The sequence below is a fragment of the Mycobacterium sp. NTMscope_MAC_12 genome, from assembly GCF_976985675.1.
Window position 1 is genome coordinate 4,646,254 of record NZ_CDRJYY010000001.1, and the last position, 18,847, is coordinate 4,665,100.

Below are 18,847 nucleotides of genomic sequence, written 5' to 3' on the forward strand. Positions count from 1 at the left end.
CCGCAATGAAGCAGATTTCCGCGACCAGCGGGCCCACCAACATCGGCTTGCTCAGCGTCGGGTCATACCGCCCCGAACGCGTGGTGACAAACGACGAGCTCTGCGAAAACATCGACTCCTCCGACGAGTGGATCTATTCGCGCACCGGGATCAAGACGCGCCGGTTCGCCGCGCGCGACGAATCCGCCGCCTCGATGGCGACCGAGGCCGGGCGGGAGGCGATCGCCAAGGCGTCCCTCGAGGCGTCCGACATCGACTGCGTCATCGTGGCCACCAGCACCCATCTCCTGCAGACCCCCGCATGCGCCCCCGCGGTCGCGGCGGCGTTGGGCGCCACCGGGGTGCCCGCCTTCGACATCTCGGCGGGCTGCGCCGGGTTCGGGTACGCGCTGGGCGTCGCGGCCGACATGATCCGCGGTGGGACCGCCGCCAGGGTGCTGGTCCTGGGCTCGGAGAAGCTGTCCCCCACGATCGACATGCAAGACCGGAGCAACTGCTTCATCTTCGCCGACGGCGCGGCCGGCGTGGTGGTGGGCGAGACGCCCACGCAGGGCATCGGGCCGACCGTCTGGGGTAGTGACGGCAACCAGGCCAGCGCCATCCGCCAGGACATCGACTGGCTCGACTACCTGGAGAATCCCACCGGCCCGCGCCCCTTCCTGCGGCTCGAGGGCAGCGCGGTCTTCCGCTGGGCGGCTTTCGAGATGGGCAAGGTCGGCCAGCAGGCCATGGACGCGGCGGGGATCCGGCCCGACGAGATCGACGTCTTCGTGCCGCACCAGGCCAACAGCCGAATCAACGAGATTTTGGCCAAGAGCCTCGAGTTGCGGCCGGACGCGGTGATCGCCAACGACATCGAGCACACCGGCAACACCTCGGCGGCGTCCATCCCGTTGGCCATGGCCGAGGTGCTGGCGACCGGGGCCGCCAAGGCCGGCGACCTGGCCCTGCTGATCGGTTACGGCGCCGGCCTGAGCTATGCCGCCCAGGTCGTCCGGCTGCCCAACGGCTGACCCGTCACCCGTCGTCGCGCGGCTCGTCGGGCGTTGCGTCCCCGTGCAGCCGGGCCTGCAGCAGCTCGCGCTCCCGTCGGCGCCGTTCACCGGCGACCGCCAGCGCCGCGGTGGCGCGTCGGCGCAGCGGCCCGAACACCCAGATGCCCAACGGCATCGCGATGACCAGGGCGAACAGCGCCGCCACCACGAGGGGGAATTGCGTGATGCCCGCCAGCCGCGCGACGCCGTAGATCACGGCGGTGAGCACGACCGCCAGCAGCAACCGCGCCGCCATGTATGCCAAAACGGGGACGACGACGTGGTTCTCGGCGCTCTCGCCGCCGCCGTCGTTGCCCGGGCCCCCAGTGCTGTTGTCGCTACCTTCTTGTGACACAGCCAAAGCCTACGGCGCGGGTATATTCGCCCGAAGGAGGTGTTGTGTGCTCTACCTGCTGCTCGTCGTGATTTTGGGAACGCTGATCTACGTCGGATGGCGTGCGGCGCGGTCCCAGGCCAATCGACCGAAGACCCGCGTCATCGGGCCCGACGACGATCCGGATTTCCTGCGGCGGTTGGGCCACGGCGACAACAACCCGCGCTAGCTCAGATGGCGGCGGCCCGCTAGCCCAGGACGCCCGGGTTGCGCTGGTCGCCGGGGAAGCCGTCGGCGACGATCGCGGCCAGCTCGGTGAGCGCCTCGCGGGTCGGACGCCGCAACCGCTCCAGGTCGATCTCGGCGCCCTCCTCCAGGTGCGGGTCGAACGGCACCAGCTGGACCGCGCGGCAGCGCCGGGAGAAGTGGTCGATCACCTTGTTCATGTCGACCTTGCCGGGGCGCGGGCGCACCCCGTTGATCACCGCGATCGAATTGCGGACCAGGTCTTCGTGGCCGTGGGCGTCCAGCCAGTCCAGCGTGGCCGACGCGCTGCGCGCGCCGTCGATGGAGGCCGAGCTGACCACGACCAGGGCGTCGGCCTTGTCCAGCACCGACTTCATCACCGAGTGCAACAGGCCGGGGCCGCAGTCGGTGAGCACCAGGCCGTAGAACCGTTCCAGGATGTCCAGGATCCGCGCGTAGTCCTCGGCGCTGAACGCCTCCGAGATGGCGGGGTCCGTCTCCGACGCGAGCACCTCCAGACCGCTGGGCCCCTTCGAGGTGTAGCGGCGCACGTCGCTGTAGCGCTCGATGGTTCCGGCGTCGTGCAGCAGCTGACGCACGGTCGCGGCCGTCTCCAGCGGGATCTTCTGGCTCAGCGTGCCGCGGTCGGGGTTGGCGTCCACGGCCACCACCCGGTCACCGCGGATGGAGGCGAAGGTGGCGCCCAGCGTCGCGGCGATCGTTGTCTTGCCGACGCCGCCCTTCAGCGACAGGAACGCCACCCGATACGAGCCCCGCAACGGCCGGTTCACCTGGGCGACCAGGTTGTTGTAGCGGCTGGCGCGGGGGCTTTCGCCCAGGTTGATCAGCCCGCCGGAGGCCTTGTACAGCAGCAGGCGCCACCCGTCGGACGGCGGCGGCTGGACGGGCCGCAGCAGCATGCCGGTGGACAGCTCCGGGTACGGCGTGTGCGGGAGGTGCTCGGGGCGCTGCGGCGCCCCCTGCATCTGGGTGGGCGGAGCGTCGGGCCCGGCGTAATAGGCGCCGTAGGCCGTCGGGTCGACGCGCGGGATGCCGGTGACCGGGGTGGAGTCCCACGGCGGCATGGCGCCGGGCCGGGGCGCCGTCGGCGGGGCCGCCTCCTGGTGGTGCTCGGGGCCGGGGACGCGGCGTTCGGTGCGGAATCCGGTGAAGGCGCGAGTCGGGGCGTCGGCACCCGGGCCGCCCGACTCCGACGGCGGTTGGGCCGCGTCCTGCTGGCCGGCCGCCGGTGACGTCTGTGGGGGAATTTGCGTGGTTGGTTGGTCGGGCGCCCCCACGCCCGCCGTTGGATGCTCGGACACTGCATTCCCCCTTGTTGTGCGCTTGGTTGTGCGCTATTCCGTTGTGTGCGCTGGTCGGGGCGCCTGTTCGGCTAGTTCGGTCTCACCCCACGCCCGCATAAGAATGCAGGCCGACAGTCACCAGATTAACGAAGAACAAATTGAAGACCATCGCCACGAACCCCGCGACGTTGATCCAGGCGGCCTTGCGGTCCCGCCACCCGGCGGTCGACCTGGCGTGCAGGTAGGCGGCGTAAATCACCCACGCGACGAAGGACACGGTCTCTTTGGGGTCCCAGCCCCAATACCTGCCCCAGGCTTCCTCGGCCCAGATGGCCCCGAAGATGACACCGAAGCCGAACACCGGGAACGCGAAGATCGTGGTGCGGTAGGCGATGCGGTCCAGGGTTTCCGCGTCCGGGAAGCGCCGCACCAGCCGGGCCGGAGCGCTGTCGGTGTCGGGATCACCGAGCCGCGAGGTGCGCAGCAGGAACAGGATGCTGGCGATCCCGGCGACCAGGAACACGCCGGATCCCAGGCTGACCACCGACACGTGGATGGGCAGCCAGTAGGACTGCAGCGCGGGCATCACCGGCGCGGCGTTGGTGTAGAGCCAGCGTCCGGACACCGTGAGCAGGATCAGCACCGGCAGCAGCAGAAAGACCCACAGCGGGCGGTATTGGGGGCGGCGTAGCACGACCGCCCCGGCGATCAACCCGCACAGGCAGGTCAGGTTGATGAATTCGTACATGTTGCCCCACGGCACCCGCACCGTGGCCAGGCCGCGCAGCACCAGGCAGGCCAGCAGCAGGCCGGTGCCCAGGTACACCACGGACAACCCGGCGCGCCCGACGCGCTCGTCGAGCGGGCGCTGGGTGGTCTGTTCGACCACGCCGGGGGTGGCGGAGTCGGCGCTGACCGCGCCGGCCAGCACCCGGTCGCGCTGGTCGGCTCGGCGCCCGCCGGCGTACGCCAGCTCGAAGGCCAGCAGCAGCAGCGCGATGACGAGCGCGACGACGGCCGACGTGAACGCCCAGTCGGAGTAGCGCGCCAGCTCGATGTTGACGTGCAGCGTGTTCATGTGACGTCCACCTGAGAACTCCTTTGGGACGCGGGGGGCGTCTCGGCGCGGCCGGCCTCCAGTCCGTCCAGCAACCGCTCGGTCAATCGCTCGAACTCGTCGCCCCACCCGGAGTTGTCGGTGCGCGCCAGCCCGCCCAGCTCGACGTTCACCGTACCGGGTGCCCCGCCGGCGTCGGGCGTCAGACGGACCCACACCCGGCGGCGGCGCACCAGCAGCGACACCAGCAGGCCGCCCATCATGGTGATCGCGAAGACGAGCACCCAGGTCTGGCCCGGGTCGTGGGAAACCTGGAGGTTGACGAACGGGACGGCGCCGACGAAGCGGATCTCGGTGCCCGCCGCCGGCCCCTGGTCGATCCGGACCGCCTGGCCCGCGCGCAGGTTGACCCGCTTCTCCTTGGTCAGCCGGCCCTGCTCGATCAGCCGGGGATCCAGGGTGAACAGCGACTGGGGGCGTCCGGTGTCCAGGCCGGTGTCGCCGCGGTAGATGTCGACGGCCACCGCGGGCGCGTCCAGGGCCGGGAACCGCGACGACAGCAACGTGCCGTCCAGCTGCTCGGTCGGCGCCAGCAGGCCCTGGATGGCGATCTGGTGCTGGCGGCGCTCGGTCGCGTTGGGGTAGGTGCCGGCCGGCGGATCGATGCGCGCCACGCCCGACGAGAGCAGGGTCTGCGGATTGTCGGGCCGCCACTGCACGGTCGACATGCGGACCTGACCGTCCGGGAACGTGACGCTGAAGGTGGGCGCGTAGCCGTGCCCCTGCAGGTACACGCGGTCACCGCCGAGCCGCAGCGGATGGTTGACCTCCAGCCGGTAATGCCGCCAGCTGTTGGCGGACAGGTCGGTGCCGGACTGGTAGGCGATGTTCGCGGCGAACGACGTGGCCTGCCCCGACGGCAGGTAGTGCGCGACGAAGTCGTCGACGCGGATGCACAGCGGGTGCAGCGAGGTGCCGTCGACGGTGTTGCCGGCCCGGAACGAGTCGAACGCGGCCGGCGAGGCGGAACAGAAGCCGGGGCCGGCGTCGGCGATGACGATCACGTTGCCCTCGTAGCCGAACAGCTTGCCGACGGCCACCGCGACCAGCAGGCCCAGCAGCGAGAAGTGGAAGACGATGTTGCCGAATTCGCGGAGGTAGCCCTTTTCCGCCGACACCTCCACGACGTCCGACGCCGCGCCGTCTTCGTGGCGGATGGCGGTGCGCCAGCCGCGCAGCCGTCCGGCGATCGCGTTCGCCAGGGTATTGAGCTCCTCGGCGCCGGCCTGGATCCGGCGGCTGGCGTGCTTGGGCAGCCGGGCCAGGTTGCGCGGGGCGGCGACGGGGGTGGACCGCAGGCTGCGGGCGTGCTCGACCATCCGCGGGGTGAGGCAGCCGACCAGGGACACGAACAGCAGCACATAAATGGCGGTGAACCAGAAGCTGGAGAACACGTTGAAGGCCTGCAACCGGTCCAGCCAGGGCCCGATCACCGGGTGCGCCTTCAGGTAGCCGTCGACCTTGCCGGCGTTGAGGCTGCGCTGCGGCAACAGCGCGCCGGGGATCGCGCCGAGCGCGAGCAGGAACAGCAGCACCAGCGCGGTGCCCATCGAGGTCAGCGCGCGCCACGTGTTGCGCGCTTTCTGCGCGAGCAGCTCTACGGGCGCGCTCAAATCGGGAGCCTCACGTCGGACACGAACGCGTCGCGCAGCCAGGAGACGAAGTCGTTCCACATCCCGGTGATCAGCAGGGCGCCGACCGTGATCAGCAGCATGCCACCGAACACCTGGATGGCCCGGGTGTGGCGGCGCAGCCAGCCCAGGCCCGCCACCGCGCCGGCCGAGCCGAATGCCAACAGCACGAACGGGATTCCCAGGCCCAGGCAGTACGCGATCACCAACACGATGCCGCGCGCCACGCTGGCGCCGTCGGTGGCCGAGGCGACGGTGATCACGCCGGCCAGCGTCGGCCCCAGGCACGGTGTCCAGCCCAACGCAAAGACCGCGCCCAGCACCGGGGCCCCGGCGACCGTGGTCAGCTGCCGCGGGCTGAACCGGGCCTGGCGTTGCAGGGCCGGGATGAGCCCGACGAACACCAGCCCCATCACGATGGTCAGCACGCCGCCGGCCCGCTGCAGCAGCAGCTGGTTGGTGATCAGCGTGGTCGTCATGCCGAGGACGGCGACGGTGCCGAGGGTGAACACCGTGGTGAACCCGGCGACGAACAGCGCCGCCGACCCGGCGACCCGCCACCGCGCCCCCGGCGGGGGTTTGAGCGCCCCCGGGGGCGGCTGTTCGTCCACGCCGACGACCGCGGCCAGATACGACAGGTAGCCGGGAACCAGCGGCACCACGCACGGCGACGCGAACGACACCAGCCCCGCCAGCAGGCACGCGCCGAGCGCCACCAGGAGCGGTCCGGCGGCGGCGATCTGGGTGAAGCCGGTCATTCGTGGGCCATCCGCTGCACCACGGGTTGTAGGTCGGACGCCAGCATCTCGCGCAAGAAGACCGCCGCGACGCGGTGCTGGCGGTCCAGGACCAGCGTGGACGGGATCACGGTGGTGGGGTATCTGCCGCCGAACGCGATCAGGGTGCGCATGGCCGGGTCGTAGATCGACGGGAACGTGACCTGGCGGTCGTTGACGAAGTCCAGCGCCGCCTGCCGGTTGTTGTCGCGGACGTCGATGCCCAGAAACGACACCCCGGCGCCACGGGTGGCGTCATACACCTGCTGGAGCTGGGTGACCTCGGCGCGGCACGGTCCGCACCACTGCCCCCAGATGTTGATGACCACGACCCGGCCGGCGAAGATCGGATCGTCCAGCGACATGGTGTGCGCGGGGTCGGCCAGGTCGGGGCCCGACAGCGGGCCGGGGCGGCCGCGGCTGGACGGCGGGTCGTAGTAGATGTCGGTCTTGCCGCCGGGCGAGACGAATTCGAAGGTGCCGCCCTGGGCGACCGCGTCGTGGCCGGAGGAACAGCCGGCGAGCAGGCCGGAAACCAGGGCCGCCAGCGCGGCCCCGGTCATCGCCAGCCCTCGTATGTTCAAGGGGCCGCCGGCTCGGAGTACTCGACGCCGGCCAGCCGGTCGCCGTCGTAGACCAGGGTGGTCACCGACGCGAGGCCGCATTGCCGCCGCCGCGGGTCGTGCCACAGCCGCTGACCGGTCAGGTGCAGGCGCAGCGTCCACACCGGCAGCTGGTGGCTGACGCACACCACCTCGTGGCCGGTGCCGCGGGCGCGGGCCTTGTCCACCGCCGTCTCCATCCGGGCCGCGATCTCGGTGTAGGGCTCGCCCCAGGACGGCCGGAACGGGCTGCGCAGCTGCCACCACACCCGCGGGTCGCGCCAGGCGCCGTCGCCGGGGCTGACGCGGCGGCCCTGGAAGAAGTTGGCGGACTCGATCAGGTCCGGGTCGCTGTCGACGGGAAGGCCGTGCTCGGCGGCGATGGGCGCGGCCGTTTCCTGGGCGCGCTGCAGGGGCGAGGCGATCACCGCGACGATGTCGCGGTGAGCGAGCGCGTCGGCCACCGCGGCGGCCTGCGCCCGGCCCGCGTCGGACAGGTGAAACCCGGGCAGGCGCCCGTAGAGGATGCCGCTCGGGTTGTACACCTCGCCGTGCCGCACGACGTGCACCCGGGTTTGCTCGGCCATCAGGATTTCCCCTCCTCGGCTTCGGCGGCGGCCCGCGCCGCGGCCGGCAGGGACCCGGCGATCCGGTCGAAGGCGTCGTCGTCCAGCGCGGTCGAGACGAACCACGCCTCGAAGGCGCTGCACGGCGGGTAGACGCCCGCGTCCAGCAGCGCGTGAAAGAACGGTGGATAACGCCAGGTCTGGCTGGCCCGCGCGGACGCGAAGTCCGTGATCGGCGTGTCCGAGAAGAACACGCTGAGCATGTTGCCGGCCCGCGGAATCTGGTGCGCCACACCGGCCTTCGTCAACGCCTCGGAGAACAGCCCGGCCAGGCGGTCGGCGTTGGCGTCCAGCGTCGCGTAGGCGGCGGCGTCGGCGTTGCGCAGCGTCGCCAGCCCGGCGGCCATCGCGACCGGGTTCCCCGACAGGGTGCCGGCCTGATAGACCGGACCCAGCGGCGCCAGCCGCTCCATCACCTCGGCCCGCCCGCCGAAGGCGGCGGCCGGCAACCCGCCGCTCATCACCTTGCCGAAGGTGAACAGGTCGGCATCGACGGGATCGATTCCATACCAACCACTTCGGCTGACCCGGAAGCCCGTCATCACCTCGTCGATGATCAGCAGCGCGCCGTGTTCGGCGGTGATCGTCCGCAGCGCCGCGTTGTAGCCGGCCGCGGGGGGCACCACCCCCATGTTGCCGGGGCTGGCTTCGGTGATCACGGCGGCGATCTGGTCGCCGAACCGGGCGAAGGTCTGGTGTACGGCGTCGATGTCGTTGTAGGGCAACACGATGGTGTCGGCCGCCGTCGCCCCGGTGACGCCCGGTGAGGACGGCAGCCCCAGCGTGGCCACCCCGGAGCCGGCGTCGGCGAGCAGCGCGTCGACATGGCCGTGGTAGCAGCCGGAGAACTTGATGACCTTGGCCCGGCCGGTGAAGCCGCGGGCCAGCCGCACCGCGCTCATGGTGGCCTCGGTGCCGGAGTTGACCAGCCGGATCCGCTCGACCGGGGCCACCCGCGCGATCATCTCGGCGGCCAGTTCGCTCTCGGCCGGGGTGGGCGCCCCGAACGACAGGCCCGAGGCGGCGGCCTTGGCGACGGCGTCGACCACGGCGGGGTGGGCGTGGCCCAGGATCATCGGGCCCCACGAGCAGACCAGGTCCACGTAGCGGTTGCCGTCGGCGTCGGTCAGCCAGCACCCGCGTGCCTGGGTAATGAACGGCGGTGTCCCGCCGACCGCCGTGAACGCTCGCACGGGAGAGTTGACGCCGCCGGGGATGACGGCGCAGGCATCCTCGAACAGCCGCGCCGACACCGCCGTGGCCCGGGGGCTTCCGGTGGCGTGCGCGGTCGCCCGATCACTGCTTCCCATGACGACCAGTGTCCCAGCCTTCGCGGGCCGTCCAACTACAGGGTGTAGCAGGACGGGAACTCTCGGGGTTGTCCTGGCCTCAGGCGTGCGAGTTGGATGGGAGGATGCAACTCCCCCAAGGACTTGCCCGGTTCAACCGTCATGTCACCAACCCGATTCAGCGGATGTGGGCCGGTTGGCTCCCGTCCTTCGGCATCGTCGAGCATGTCGGGCGGCGCTCGGGCAAGCCGTACCGCACACCCGTGAACGTCTTCCGCACCGAGGTCGACGGCAAACCCGGGGTGGCGATCCTGCTGACGTATGGCCCCGACCGGGATTGGTTGAAGAATCTGTCCGCGGCGGGCGGCGGCCGGCTGCGCAGCCGGGGCAAAACCATCGGCGTCGCCGATCCGCGGGTCGTCTCCAAGGCCGAGGCGGCGGCCCACCTCACGCCCGCGGCGCGACGGGTTTTCGCCAGGCTGCCGTTCGAGCAGGCGGTATTGCTCACCCGGACGTCCTGACCGCCGGGTGATGCGGATCGCGGCGATCGTCGAGCGGGCGGTCGGCCTCGACAGCGGGCGGCGCGGCGGGCCCGCCAACGCGATGGTCAACTTCTCGCACCACACCGTCTCCTTGGTCGCGGTGATCACCGACGTGATCCGGCACGGGCGACCCGTGGCGGGCGTGGCTTTCAACTCGATCGGGCGGTTTGCGCAGAGCGGGATCCTGCGCGACCGGATGATTCCGCGGGTGCTCGCCGCGCCCCCCGACGCGCTGCTGGATGCGTCCGGGTTCCTCGACCCGGCCGCGGTGGTGGCGTGCGCGCTGACCGACGAGAAACCCGGCGGTCATGGGGACCGGGCGGCCGCGGCGGGCGCGCTGGAACTGGCGTGCTGGGACCTCAACGCCAAACTGCGCGACGAGCCCGCCTGCGTGACCGTCGCCCGCCACGCCGGGCGGGACCCCGCGCCGGACGTGCCGGTGTATGCCGCCGGCGGCTACTACTACGCCGAGGGCGGCGTCAACCAGCTGCGCCGCGAAATGCACGGGTACCTCGACCTCGGCTATGACGCGGTCAAGATGAAGATCGGCGGCGCCCCGCTGGGCGAGGACCTGGCGCGGATCGAGGCGGTCGTCGACATCGTCGGCGACGGCGGACGGGTCGCGGTCGACGCGAACGGCCGCTTCGACCGGCAGGGGGCCACCCGCTGGGCGGCCGCGTTGGCCCCCTACGGCCTGCGCTGGTACGAGGAGCCGGGCGATCCGTTGGATTACGCGCTGCACCACGCGGTGGCGGACTGCTACGACGGCGCGGTGGCCACCGGCGAAAACCTGTTCTCGGTGCCGGACGTGACAAATCTGGTGCGCTACGGGGGCATGCGGCCGAATCGTGATGTCTTCCAGATGGATCCGGGCCTGAGCTATGGGCTGGGCGAGTACCTGCGGATGCTCGGCGTCCTGGAAGCCCATGGTTTCGATCGCCGCTTCGCGTTTCCGCACGGCGGGCACCTGATCAACCTGCACGTCGCCGCCGGGCTCGGCCTGGGCGGATGTGAGGCTTACCCGGGAGTGTTCGCGCCGCTCGGCGGCTATTCGGAGGCCTGCGTGGTTTCGGGGGGCCGGATCGCGCCAACGGACGCGGCCGGGTTCGGGCTCGAGGAGAAGGCGGGCCTGGCCGAACTGATCGCGGAGCTGACCGGAGGGTGCGGATGAAGATCGCGGTAATCGGTTGCGGGGCAATGGGTTCCATTTACGCCGCCAGGCTGGCGACCGCGGGTAACGACGTGCTCGCCATCGACCGCCACGAGCCCAGCATCGAACGGATCAGCCGCGACGGCCTGCAGGTCACCGGCCCGGGCTACGACCGGGTGGTGCCGCTGCGGGCGAGCACCACCGCGCCCGACGAGCCGATGGATCTGGTCGTGCTGGCGGTCAAGGCGGCCGACGTGACAGTCGGTGCGCGGCAAGCCCTTCCGATGCTGAGCCCGGCCACGCCGGTGCTGACCATCCAGAACGGATTGGGGTCGGCGGAGACGGTCGCGGGCATCGTCGGCGCCGAGCGGGTCGCCGTCGGGATCGCCAGCGGCTTCGGGGCGTCCCGGGTGGCCCCCGGCCACGTGCATCACAACGCCATGAAAGCCATGCGCTTCGGCGCCTACTCGTCGCTGCCGCACGAGACGGTCGAAGCGATCGCGCGGGCCTGGACCGACGCCGGATTCGACGCCGCCGCGGTCACCGACATCGCCGCCATGCAGTGGGAGAAGCTCATCTGCAACGCCGCCTACAGCGCGCCGTGCGCGCTGACCGGCATGACCGTCGGCCAGGTGATGGACGACCCGGAGATGGGTCCGGTCAGCCAGGCCGCCGCGACCGAAGCGTGGACCGTCGCCCGCGCGTCCGGCATCGCGGTCGCCGTCACCGACCCCGTCGCCCACGCTCGCGCCTTCGGCGCGCAGATGCCCGACGCCAAACCGTCGGCGCTGCTGGACCACGAGGCCCGCCGCGTCAGCGAGATCGACGTCATCAACGGCGCGGTGCCACGCCAAGGCGCCCGCGTCGGCGTGTCGGCGCCGGTGAACGCGACGCTGACCGCCCTGATCAAGTCGATCGAACGGCGGTGGGGCTGACCGGCCTCCGCTAGAACGGGCCAGGGCGGGTATACGGCACCGGCATGCGCCGCGATGAGAGGAAGCCGCCGATGACCGACACCATCACCGACTCGGGCCGCGAGCAGCGTCTGACCGAGCGCGTCGAACAGCTGTACGCCAACGACCCGCAGTTTCGGGCCGCCGCGCCCTCGCCGGAAGTGACCGAAGCCGCGCACCGCGCGGGACTGCGGCTGGCCGAGGTCGTCGACATCTACCTGAGCGGCTATGCCGACCGGCCCGCGCTCGGCCAGCGCGCCTGCGAGGTGGTGCGCGATCCGGCGACCGGGCGCGCGGCGACGACCCTGCTGTCCGGATTCGAGACCATCACCTACCGCGAACTGGGTGACCGGGTCGCGGCGCTGGCAGCCGCGTGGCACACCAGCCTGCCCGGCGGCTTGCGCCCGGGCGACTTCGTCGGCGTCTTGGGCTTCACCAGCATTGACTACGTCGTGCACTACCTGGCGTGCATCCGGCTGGGCGCGGTGTTCGTGCCGCTGCAGACCAGTTCGACGGCGGCCCAGCTCGCCCCGATCGTCGCCGAGACGGCGCCACGCACCCTGGCCGTCAGCGTCGAGTCCCTCGGCACCGCAGTCGATGTCGTCCTCGAGGCACCGTCGATCCAACGGCTGGTGGTGTTCGATTACACCAGCGACGACGACCACCAGCGGAACCGCTACGACGGCGCCCGCGCGCGCCTGCGCGAGGCCGGGCACCGCGCCGAGGTGGTGTCGCTTTCCGCCGAGCTCTCGTCGGGTCGCAGCCTCCCGGCACCTGAGGCGTCCGTTCCGAGCGCGGGCGAAAACCCGCTGGCCACACTGATTTACACCTCCGGCAGCACCGGCACCCCGAAAGGGGCGATGTACACCGCAGACATGATGACCCGGATCTGGCAGCGTCCGCACAGCCCCTCGGTGGACATCGGCCGGGTGGTACCGGCCATCCACCTGCAATACATGCCGCTGTCGCACGTGTACGGGCTGGAGTGGCTGATCGCCACCCTGTCCTCCGGCGGCATCGGCTACTTCGCCGCCAAAAGCGACATGTCCACCCTTTTCGATGACATCGGCTTGGTGCGGCCCACCGCCTTGAACCTCGTGCCCCGGGTGTGCGACATGTTCTTTCGCCGCTACCGCAAAGAGCTCGACCAACGAGCCGGCGACGACCTCACCGCCGAACAGCGCGACGACGAGGTGAAAGCCGAACTGCGGCAAGACTTCATCGGCGGGCGGGTCGTTTCGGCGATGTGCGGCAGCGCGCCGCTGTCCAAGCAGATGCACGCCTTCATGGAGTCGCTGCTCGACGTCACGGTGGCCGACGGCTACGGCGCCACCGAGACCGGCGGCGGCATCATGCGCAGCGGCAGGATCAGGCGCCCACCGGTGACGGACTACAAACTCGTCGACGTCCCCGAGCTGGGCTACCTCACCACCGACAAACCGTACCCGCGCGGCGAGCTACATCTGAAGGCCAGCAACGTGATTCCCGGGTATTTCAAGCACCCGGAGCTGTCGGAGCAGATCTTCGACGACGAGGGGTTCTACAAGACCGGCGACATCATGGCCGAGCTGGGACCCGACCACCTGATGTATCTGGACCGCAGCAACAACGTCATCAAACTCTCGCAGGGCGAGTTCGTCGCCGTCTCCCAGTTGGAGGCCACCTTCTCGACCAGCCCCTACATCCGGCAGATTTTCCTGTACGGCAGCAGCGAGCAACCGTTCCTACTCGCGGTGATCGTGCCGAACGCCGACGCCATCGGCGGCGGGGATGCGCACGCGCTGATCGCGGACTCGCTGCAACAGATCGCCGCCGACTCCCACCTGCACCCGTATGAGATTCCGCGCGACTTCCTGCTGGAGTCCGAGCGTTTCACCCGGGACAACGGCCTGCTGTCCGGGGTGGGAAAGCTGCTGCGTCCGGCCCTCAAGGCCCGTTACGGTGAGCGTCTCGACGCCATGTACGACGAGATCGAGGCCAGCCACGGCAACCAGCTCGACGAGCTGCGCTCCGCGAGCCGCGACCTGCCCACCATCGACACGGTGCGGCGGGCGGCCGCCGCAACCCTGGGCCTGCCGGCGGACGCCGCGCTGCGCGGCGATGCGAAGTTCATTGAGCTGGGCGGAGATTCGCTGTCCGCGTTCTCCTTCGCCACGCTGCTGTCGGAGATCTTCCACATCGACGTGCCCGTGCAGACCATCGTCAGCCCGACGGCGACCCTGACCTCCGTCGCGAACTACGTCGACGGCGAACGGACGTCGGAATCGACACGGCCGACCTTCGCCTCGGTGCACGGCCGCGGTGCCACCGTGGCCCGCGCCGCGGACCTGACGCTGGACAAGTTCATCGACGACGACACGTTGGCCGCCGCACCACGCCTTCCGGCGCCGGCCGGCGCCGTCAACACCGTGCTGCTGACCGGGGCCAACGGCTACCTCGGGCGCTTCCTGTGCCTGGATTGGCTCGAGCGCCTGGCGCAGACGGGGGGAACGGTGATCTGTCTGGCCCGCGGGGCGGACCGGACCGCCGGGCGTCAGCGCATCGAGGCGGCGATCGACAGCGGCGACGCCGAATTGTCGCAGCGTTTCCGGCAATTGGCCGACCAGCATCTGCAGGTGCTCGTCGGTGACGTGGGCGCGGCCAACCTCGGGCTGGACACCCCCACCTACGAGCGCCTCGCGCAATCGGTGGACCTCGTCGTGCATTCGGCCGCCCTGGTCAACCATGTGCTGCCCTACAGCCAGCTGTTCGGCCCGAACGTGGTGGGCACCGCCGAGATCGTCAAGCTGGCAATCAGCAAGCGGCTCAAGCCGATCAACTACATCTCCACCGTCGCGGTGACGACCCTGCCGGATGGCAGCTTCATCGGCGAGGATGCCGACGTGCGTTCGGCCAGCCCGTCGCGGTCCCTCGACGAGTCGTATGCCAGCGGGTACGCGACCAGCAAGTGGGCGGGCGAGGTGCTGCTGCGCGAGGCCCACGACTTGTGCGGGGTGCCGGTGGCGGTCTTCCGTTCCGACATGATCCTGGCGCACAGCCACTTCGCCGGTCAGCTGAACGTGCCGGACATGTTCACCCGTCTGCTCTTGAGCCTGGTGGCCACCGGGATCGCGCCGCGCTCCTTCTATCAGCTTGACGCGTCCGGCAACCCGCAGCGCGCCCATTACGACGGGCTGCCGGCCGATTTCACCGCGGAGGCCATCACCACGCTGGGCGCGAGCGCCCGCCAGGGCTACCACACCTACAACGTGCTCAACACCCATGACGACGGCGTCTCGTTGGACACCTTCGTGGACTGGCTCATCGCCGACGGGCACAAGATCGAACGGGTCGACGACTACGACGAGTGGCTGGCCAGATTCACCGCGGCGATGAAGTCGCTTCCGGACAACCAACGGAAGAGTTCCCTGCTGCCGCTGATGAACGCCTACGCCAAGCCGGGCCAGCCGACTCACGGCACCGGCATGCCCGCCGAAAAGTTCCGTGCGGCAGTGCAATCCGCGGGCATCGGCGCCACCCGCGACGTTCCGCACGTGACGGAGGCGTTGATCGACAAATACGTCACCGATCTGCAGCGCCTGGGTCTGCTGCGGACCCGCGCCGGAGCGCACGCGGGATGAGGGATCGCCCGTCCGTGTGTGCTCAGTCGCCGGAAGCGACACCGACGCGGCCGCGCAGCCGGGCGACGAAGTAGAACGCGACCACCACCGCCCAGGACAGCAGGCTGAGCCACAGCTGACTACGCGCCGCGCGATCGAACGCCATCTGCACCAGCACCGCGGTGATTCCGGTCAGGGTGAGGATCGACAGCACCGGGAAGAACCACATCTTCACCGTCAGTTTTTCGGCAGGCGTGCGGCGGCGCAGGATGATCTGCGACAGCGCGATCAGCCAGTAGACGAACAAGATGACGGCGCCAGATGAGTTGAGCAGGAACAGGAATACCGTGTGCGGCGCGACCCACGCCATGAGGACGCACCCGAAACCGACGGCCGACGAGCACAGGATCGCGAGATCGGGAACGCCGCGCCCGCTCAGCTTGACCAACCGCATCGGCGCCTCGCCCCGCTCGGCGAGCACGAACAGCATGCGCGACGCCGTGTAAAGCCCGGAGTTCAAGCAGGACAGCACCGCGGTGAGCACGACAGCGTTCATCACCTGATCCGCTCCGGGCAGGCCCATGTGCTTGAGCGCGGCCACGTACGGCGAGGCGCCGCGTTGTACGGAGTCCCACGGCAGGATCACGACGAGCAGAAAGACCGAGCCGACGAAGAAGATGCCGATGCGCGCCACGACCGACCTGGTCGCCTTTTGGACCGCGAGCTCGGGGTCGCGGCTTTCCGCCGCGGCGACGGTGACGATCTCGGCTCCCACCATGGAGAAGATCACCACCACGATGGCGGCGAACACCGCGCCCACACCGTGCGGAAAGAATCCGCCGTGTGCATGCAGGTTGGCCAGGCCCCCGTGATGACCCGGCATCAACCCCAGGACATACGCCGCCCCGGTGGCGAGGAAAACCGCGATCGCCGCGACTTTGATTCCGGCGAACCAGAATTCGAACTCCCCGAAGGACGAGACCGAGAACAGGTTGGTCGCGGTCATCAACACCATCAGGCCCAGCGACAGCACCCACAGGGGCGCGTGAAACCAGTAGGTGAGGACCCTTCCGCCGGCGACCGCCTCGAAGCCCACCACGATCACCCAGAAGTACCAATACAGCCAGGCGACCGAAAACCCCGCCCAGCGGCCCAGGGCGGTGGCAGCGTAGTCGGCGAACGATCCGGTCGACGGGTTCGCGGCCGCCATTTCACCCAGCATCCGCATGACCAGGACGACGAGTAGACCGCACAGGGCGTAGGTGAGGAATGCGGCCGGTCCGGTGCCTTTGATCACCACGCCCGATCCCACGAACAAGCCGGCACCGATCACGCCGCCGAGGGCGATCATGCTGAGTTGCCGCTGCGACAGCCCTTGGCGCAGTTGCGAAGTGCTGGCCATGGCGAGCCACCTCCTGCGCGCATCCCGGTGTTGGTTATCAACCACAGCACATCGGGCGCGGGGACACCAGCCGGGGCGCGATCAGAGCGCTTCGATGCGACCGGCGAGCAGCGCCGTCCATTCCGCGAGATACCGGTCGTCCGCTACGCGGCCCTCCGGCTGGTGAAACAGTCTGGATGGCAAGCGCGCTCCGAGGATGCCGTTGACGCCGAGCGCGGCCAGCACTGAGCAGTCTTCTTGGGTCAGCATCGGCGCCCAGGCGGCGATCCAGTCGGCCAGTTCCGCATTGAGCCCGTCGATGAGCGCGGCATAGGCGGTGTCGAGTCGGGCCGACTGCCCGGCAGGTGTGCGGGCCGCGATCTGGAGCAGTTGGATCTCTTCGTCGACCACGCTGAGCAGGTAACGGCCTAATACGGTCAGTTCGGCGCGCAGGTCACCCAGCCCGGCGAACAACGAGCGGATATCGCGCATTGCGCTGCGACGGTCCAATTGCCGGTCGATGCCCGCGTCGAGCAGTGCGTCCTTGGATTTGAAATGGCGGTACAACGCTCCTGATCCCGGCGCCAGCCCGGCCGCGGCTTCGATCTGCGACACGCTGGTCGCCTCAAATCCCTTGGCGCCGAACAGCCGCATCGCTTCGATGACCAGCCGTTCCCGGGTACGCGCCGGTGTAGTCATTGACCTCTCCAAAGTGATCACTTACATTTAGCAAGAGCATACTTTACTACGGGCCTAGGCCGCATGGGAGGACTGGATGTCGCAGCACGACGGCTCGGTGCCACGCGGCCGCATCAGGCGAACCATGCCGCTGGCCGGCTTCACCGCCCGTGCGGCCGGTGGGCGGCTGGTGGCCGGGTTACGGGAAAAGGCCGGTGACGATTGCGCGGTCGAACGATTCCACGAGCGCACGGCCGAGCGTTATGCCGAACTGCTGGGCCGCTCCAAGGGCGTGCTGATGAAAGCCGGCCAGATTCTGTCGATGGTCGACGCACGGGCGCTGGGCACCGGAGGCTATTGGCCGTATCAAAAGGCCTTGGCCCGGCTGCAAGCCGATGCACCGCCGATGCATGCCACGCTGGTCCGCAAAGTCCTGCACGACGAACTGGGTTCTGCTGTCCGGCATTTCGCCGAGTTCTCCGAGGAGCCGATGGCCGCCGCTTCGGTCGGTCAGGTGCACCGCGCAGTGCTGCGGGACGGCCGCGAGGTCGTCGTGAAGATTCAATATCCCGGTGTGGCTCAGGCGATCCGAGACGACCTCGCCAATACTGAGCTTGTCGCCACGTTTATGCGGTTTGTGGTTGCGGCGTCGGGAATGAAGGTCGACATCCGGGCCCTCGCGCGCGAAGCGTCAGCGCGGATTGCCGAAGAGGTTGACTACCGTCACGAAGCCGACATGATCACCGCCTTCAGTGACCTGTATCGCGGTCATCCGTTCATCCGAGTCCCCGACGTCGTATCCGAAGCATCCGGTGACCGCGTGCTGACCATGACCTATCTCGACGGATGGGACTACCCGACAGCGCAACAGGCCGACCAAGACCTCAAAAACACCTGGGCCGAGGTGATGACAAGATTTATGAACGGCAACTTCCGGCACGCCAACTTGGTGCACGCCGATCCGCATCCTGGGAATTACCGATTCAACCGCGACGGTACCGTCGGCTTTCTCGACTACGGTTGCGCATCGATCTTCCCCGAAACGCAGCGCTGGCTATGGGTTTCGTTTCTGCGCACTGCGGTCGAGGAGCGCACGAGGAACAGCCACGAATTGCTGACCAAACTCCGCTTTATCACTCCTGAGACAGGTCTGACCGACGACGAACTGCGGGAATGGATCTCGTACACGAACTATCCGATGACCCAAGCGCAACCGGTTACGTTCACGTCCGATGCCGTCGCGCGGGTCGTCGGCGGGTTCTTCGACGTTCGCGACCGCGATCACCCGGTCGCAAAGATCGCTGTGCCGCCAGAACATGTCTTCACTTCTCGGATCGTTCTCGCCTTCAACAGTGTCGCCGCGGGCTTGCAAGCGACTCTGCCCATCCGGGCCATCTTCGACGACATGGACGGTGTGACCGAACCCATCACCGAACTGGGCAAGCTGCACCACGCCTGGGTCCGCGAGCGCGGCCTACCCGGCGCATTGGACCACCATGACCACCCCTGACACCCAAGCCACCGCACGCCTACCGTGGGCTCCCGCCGACCCTTACCCGTTCTACGAAGCATGCCGCCGCGAAGG

The 18,847-nt window shown here is 69.4% G+C and carries 17 protein-coding genes; 7 read left to right on the plus strand and 10 right to left on the minus strand.

Annotation, left to right across the window (positions count from 1 at the left end):
* The first annotated feature begins 5 nt into the window (after positions 1-5).
* Entirely contained in the window at positions 6-1,013 is a 1,008-nt protein-coding gene (locus AC0KS4_RS21495) for a beta-ketoacyl-ACP synthase III (protein WP_008261082.1), read from the plus strand.
* A gap of 4 nt (positions 1,014-1,017) precedes the next feature.
* Here AC0KS4_RS21495 and AC0KS4_RS21500 read toward each other — a convergent pair whose 3' ends face one another.
* Positions 1,018-1,389 carry a DUF4229 domain-containing protein gene (locus AC0KS4_RS21500; protein WP_225328818.1) on the minus strand — a complete coding sequence of 124 codons (372 nt, stop codon included), beginning with the start codon at positions 1,387-1,389 and terminating at the stop codon, positions 1,018-1,020.
* A gap of 46 nt (positions 1,390-1,435) precedes the next feature.
* On the opposite strand from AC0KS4_RS21500, the gene AC0KS4_RS21505 reads away from it, so the two are divergent.
* Positions 1,436-1,597 carry a hypothetical protein gene (locus AC0KS4_RS21505; protein ID WP_225328817.1) on the plus strand — a complete coding sequence of 54 codons (162 nt, stop codon included), beginning with the start codon at positions 1,436-1,438 and terminating at the stop codon, positions 1,595-1,597.
* Between the two features lie 19 nt (positions 1,598-1,616).
* Here the strand turns inward: AC0KS4_RS21505 and AC0KS4_RS21510 are convergent, their stop codons facing one another.
* The 7 genes from AC0KS4_RS21510 to hemL all read right to left on the minus strand — a co-directional run bounded on the left by AC0KS4_RS21510 (position 1,617) and on the right by hemL (position 8,980).
* Positions 1,617-2,936 carry a MinD/ParA family ATP-binding protein gene (locus tag AC0KS4_RS21510; protein ID WP_238956901.1) on the minus strand — a complete coding sequence of 440 codons (1,320 nt, stop codon included), beginning with the start codon at positions 2,934-2,936 and terminating at the stop codon, positions 1,617-1,619.
* An 82-nt stretch (positions 2,937-3,018) separates the two neighbouring features.
* Positions 3,019-3,996 carry a c-type cytochrome biogenesis protein CcsB gene (gene ccsB / locus AC0KS4_RS21515; protein WP_225328815.1) on the minus strand — a complete coding sequence of 326 codons (978 nt, stop codon included), beginning with the start codon at positions 3,994-3,996 and terminating at the stop codon, positions 3,019-3,021.
* Positions 3,993-5,585, minus strand: coding sequence for a cytochrome c biogenesis protein ResB (locus AC0KS4_RS21520; RefSeq protein ID WP_238957395.1), 1,593 nt, complete (start codon positions 5,583-5,585; stop codon positions 3,993-3,995). Before AC0KS4_RS21520 ends, ccsB begins: the two co-directional genes overlap by 4 nt.
* Before the next feature lie 59 nt (positions 5,586-5,644).
* Positions 5,645-6,424 (minus strand): cytochrome c biogenesis CcdA family protein, encoded by a 780-nt coding sequence (locus AC0KS4_RS21525; RefSeq protein ID WP_238956902.1) that lies wholly within the window; start codon positions 6,422-6,424, stop codon positions 5,645-5,647.
* Entirely contained in the window at positions 6,421-7,005 is a 585-nt protein-coding gene (locus AC0KS4_RS21530) for a TlpA disulfide reductase family protein (protein ID WP_238956903.1), read from the minus strand. The genes AC0KS4_RS21525 and AC0KS4_RS21530 overlap by 4 nt, the downstream gene beginning before the upstream one ends.
* Before the next feature lie 17 nt (positions 7,006-7,022).
* A complete protein-coding gene (locus AC0KS4_RS21535) occupies positions 7,023-7,631 on the minus strand; it encodes a histidine phosphatase family protein (protein ID WP_238956904.1) in 609 nt (202 codons plus the stop codon).
* Complete coding sequence (gene hemL / locus AC0KS4_RS21540) at positions 7,631-8,980, minus strand: glutamate-1-semialdehyde 2,1-aminomutase (RefSeq protein WP_238956905.1); 1,350 nt, start codon at positions 8,978-8,980, stop codon at positions 7,631-7,633. Before hemL ends, AC0KS4_RS21535 begins: the two co-directional genes overlap by 1 nt.
* 104 nt (positions 8,981-9,084) lie before the next feature.
* Between hemL and AC0KS4_RS21545 the strand changes: the two genes are divergently transcribed.
* The 4 genes from AC0KS4_RS21545 (at position 9,085) to car (ending at position 15,224) form a co-directional block, all read left to right on the plus strand.
* A complete protein-coding gene (locus AC0KS4_RS21545) occupies positions 9,085-9,480 on the plus strand; it encodes a nitroreductase family deazaflavin-dependent oxidoreductase (RefSeq protein WP_238956906.1) in 396 nt (131 codons plus the stop codon).
* Positions 9,481-9,490: 10 nt separating this feature from the next.
* On the plus strand, positions 9,491-10,672 hold the full coding sequence (locus AC0KS4_RS21550; RefSeq protein WP_238956907.1) for an enolase C-terminal domain-like protein: 1,182 nt from the start codon (positions 9,491-9,493) through the stop codon (positions 10,670-10,672).
* On the plus strand, positions 10,669-11,586 hold the full coding sequence (locus AC0KS4_RS21555) for a ketopantoate reductase family protein (RefSeq protein ID WP_238956908.1): 918 nt from the start codon (positions 10,669-10,671) through the stop codon (positions 11,584-11,586). The genes AC0KS4_RS21550 and AC0KS4_RS21555 overlap by 4 nt, the downstream gene beginning before the upstream one ends.
* Positions 11,587-11,657: 71 nt before the next feature.
* A complete protein-coding gene (gene car / locus AC0KS4_RS21560) occupies positions 11,658-15,224 on the plus strand; it encodes a carboxylic acid reductase (RefSeq protein WP_238956909.1) in 3,567 nt (1,188 codons plus the stop codon).
* A gap of 22 nt (positions 15,225-15,246) precedes the next feature.
* On the opposite strand, the gene AC0KS4_RS21565 is transcribed toward car, so the two are convergent.
* Positions 15,247-16,605 carry an amino acid permease gene (locus tag AC0KS4_RS21565; RefSeq protein ID WP_238956910.1) on the minus strand — a complete coding sequence of 453 codons (1,359 nt, stop codon included), beginning with the start codon at positions 16,603-16,605 and terminating at the stop codon, positions 15,247-15,249.
* Between the two features lie 81 nt (positions 16,606-16,686).
* Complete coding sequence (locus AC0KS4_RS21570; RefSeq protein ID WP_238956911.1) at positions 16,687-17,283, minus strand: TetR/AcrR family transcriptional regulator; 597 nt, start codon at positions 17,281-17,283, stop codon at positions 16,687-16,689.
* Between the two features lie 76 nt (positions 17,284-17,359).
* Between AC0KS4_RS21570 and AC0KS4_RS21575 the strand changes: the two genes are divergently transcribed.
* Positions 17,360-18,772 carry an ABC1 kinase family protein gene (locus AC0KS4_RS21575; RefSeq protein WP_238956912.1) on the plus strand — a complete coding sequence of 471 codons (1,413 nt, stop codon included), beginning with the start codon at positions 17,360-17,362 and terminating at the stop codon, positions 18,770-18,772.
* Positions 18,773-18,847: the final 75 nt, after the last annotated feature.

Coding starts and splice junctions, on each gene's coding strand:
- AC0KS4_RS21535 (WP_238956904.1), bottom strand. CDS start 7,631: ATGGCCGAGCAAACCCGGGTGCACGTCGTGCGGCACGGCGAGGTGTAC.
- AC0KS4_RS21570 (WP_238956911.1), bottom strand. CDS start 17,283: ATGACTACACCGGCGCGTACCCGGGAACGGCTGGTCATCGAAGCGATG.
- AC0KS4_RS21575 (WP_238956912.1), top strand. CDS start 17,360: ATGTCGCAGCACGACGGCTCGGTGCCACGCGGCCGCATCAGGCGAACC.
- AC0KS4_RS21525 (WP_238956902.1), bottom strand. CDS start 6,424: ATGACCGGCTTCACCCAGATCGCCGCCGCCGGACCGCTCCTGGTGGCG.
- AC0KS4_RS21530 (WP_238956903.1), bottom strand. CDS start 7,005: ATGACCGGGGCCGCGCTGGCGGCCCTGGTTTCCGGCCTGCTCGCCGGC.
- AC0KS4_RS21565 (WP_238956910.1), bottom strand. CDS start 16,605: ATGGCCAGCACTTCGCAACTGCGCCAAGGGCTGTCGCAGCGGCAACTC.
- AC0KS4_RS21520 (WP_238957395.1), bottom strand. CDS start 5,585: ATGGGCACCGCGCTGGTGCTGCTGTTCCTGCTCGCGCTCGGCGCGATC.
- hemL (WP_238956905.1), bottom strand. CDS start 8,980: ATGGGAAGCAGTGATCGGGCGACCGCGCACGCCACCGGAAGCCCCCGG.
- AC0KS4_RS21550 (WP_238956907.1), top strand. CDS start 9,491: ATGCGGATCGCGGCGATCGTCGAGCGGGCGGTCGGCCTCGACAGCGGG.
- ccsB (WP_225328815.1), bottom strand. CDS start 3,996: ATGAACACGCTGCACGTCAACATCGAGCTGGCGCGCTACTCCGACTGG.
- AC0KS4_RS21545 (WP_238956906.1), top strand. CDS start 9,085: ATGCAACTCCCCCAAGGACTTGCCCGGTTCAACCGTCATGTCACCAAC.
- AC0KS4_RS21555 (WP_238956908.1), top strand. CDS start 10,669: ATGAAGATCGCGGTAATCGGTTGCGGGGCAATGGGTTCCATTTACGCC.
- AC0KS4_RS21495 (WP_008261082.1), top strand. CDS start 6: ATGAAGCAGATTTCCGCGACCAGCGGGCCCACCAACATCGGCTTGCTC.
- car (WP_238956909.1), top strand. CDS start 11,658: ATGACCGACACCATCACCGACTCGGGCCGCGAGCAGCGTCTGACCGAG.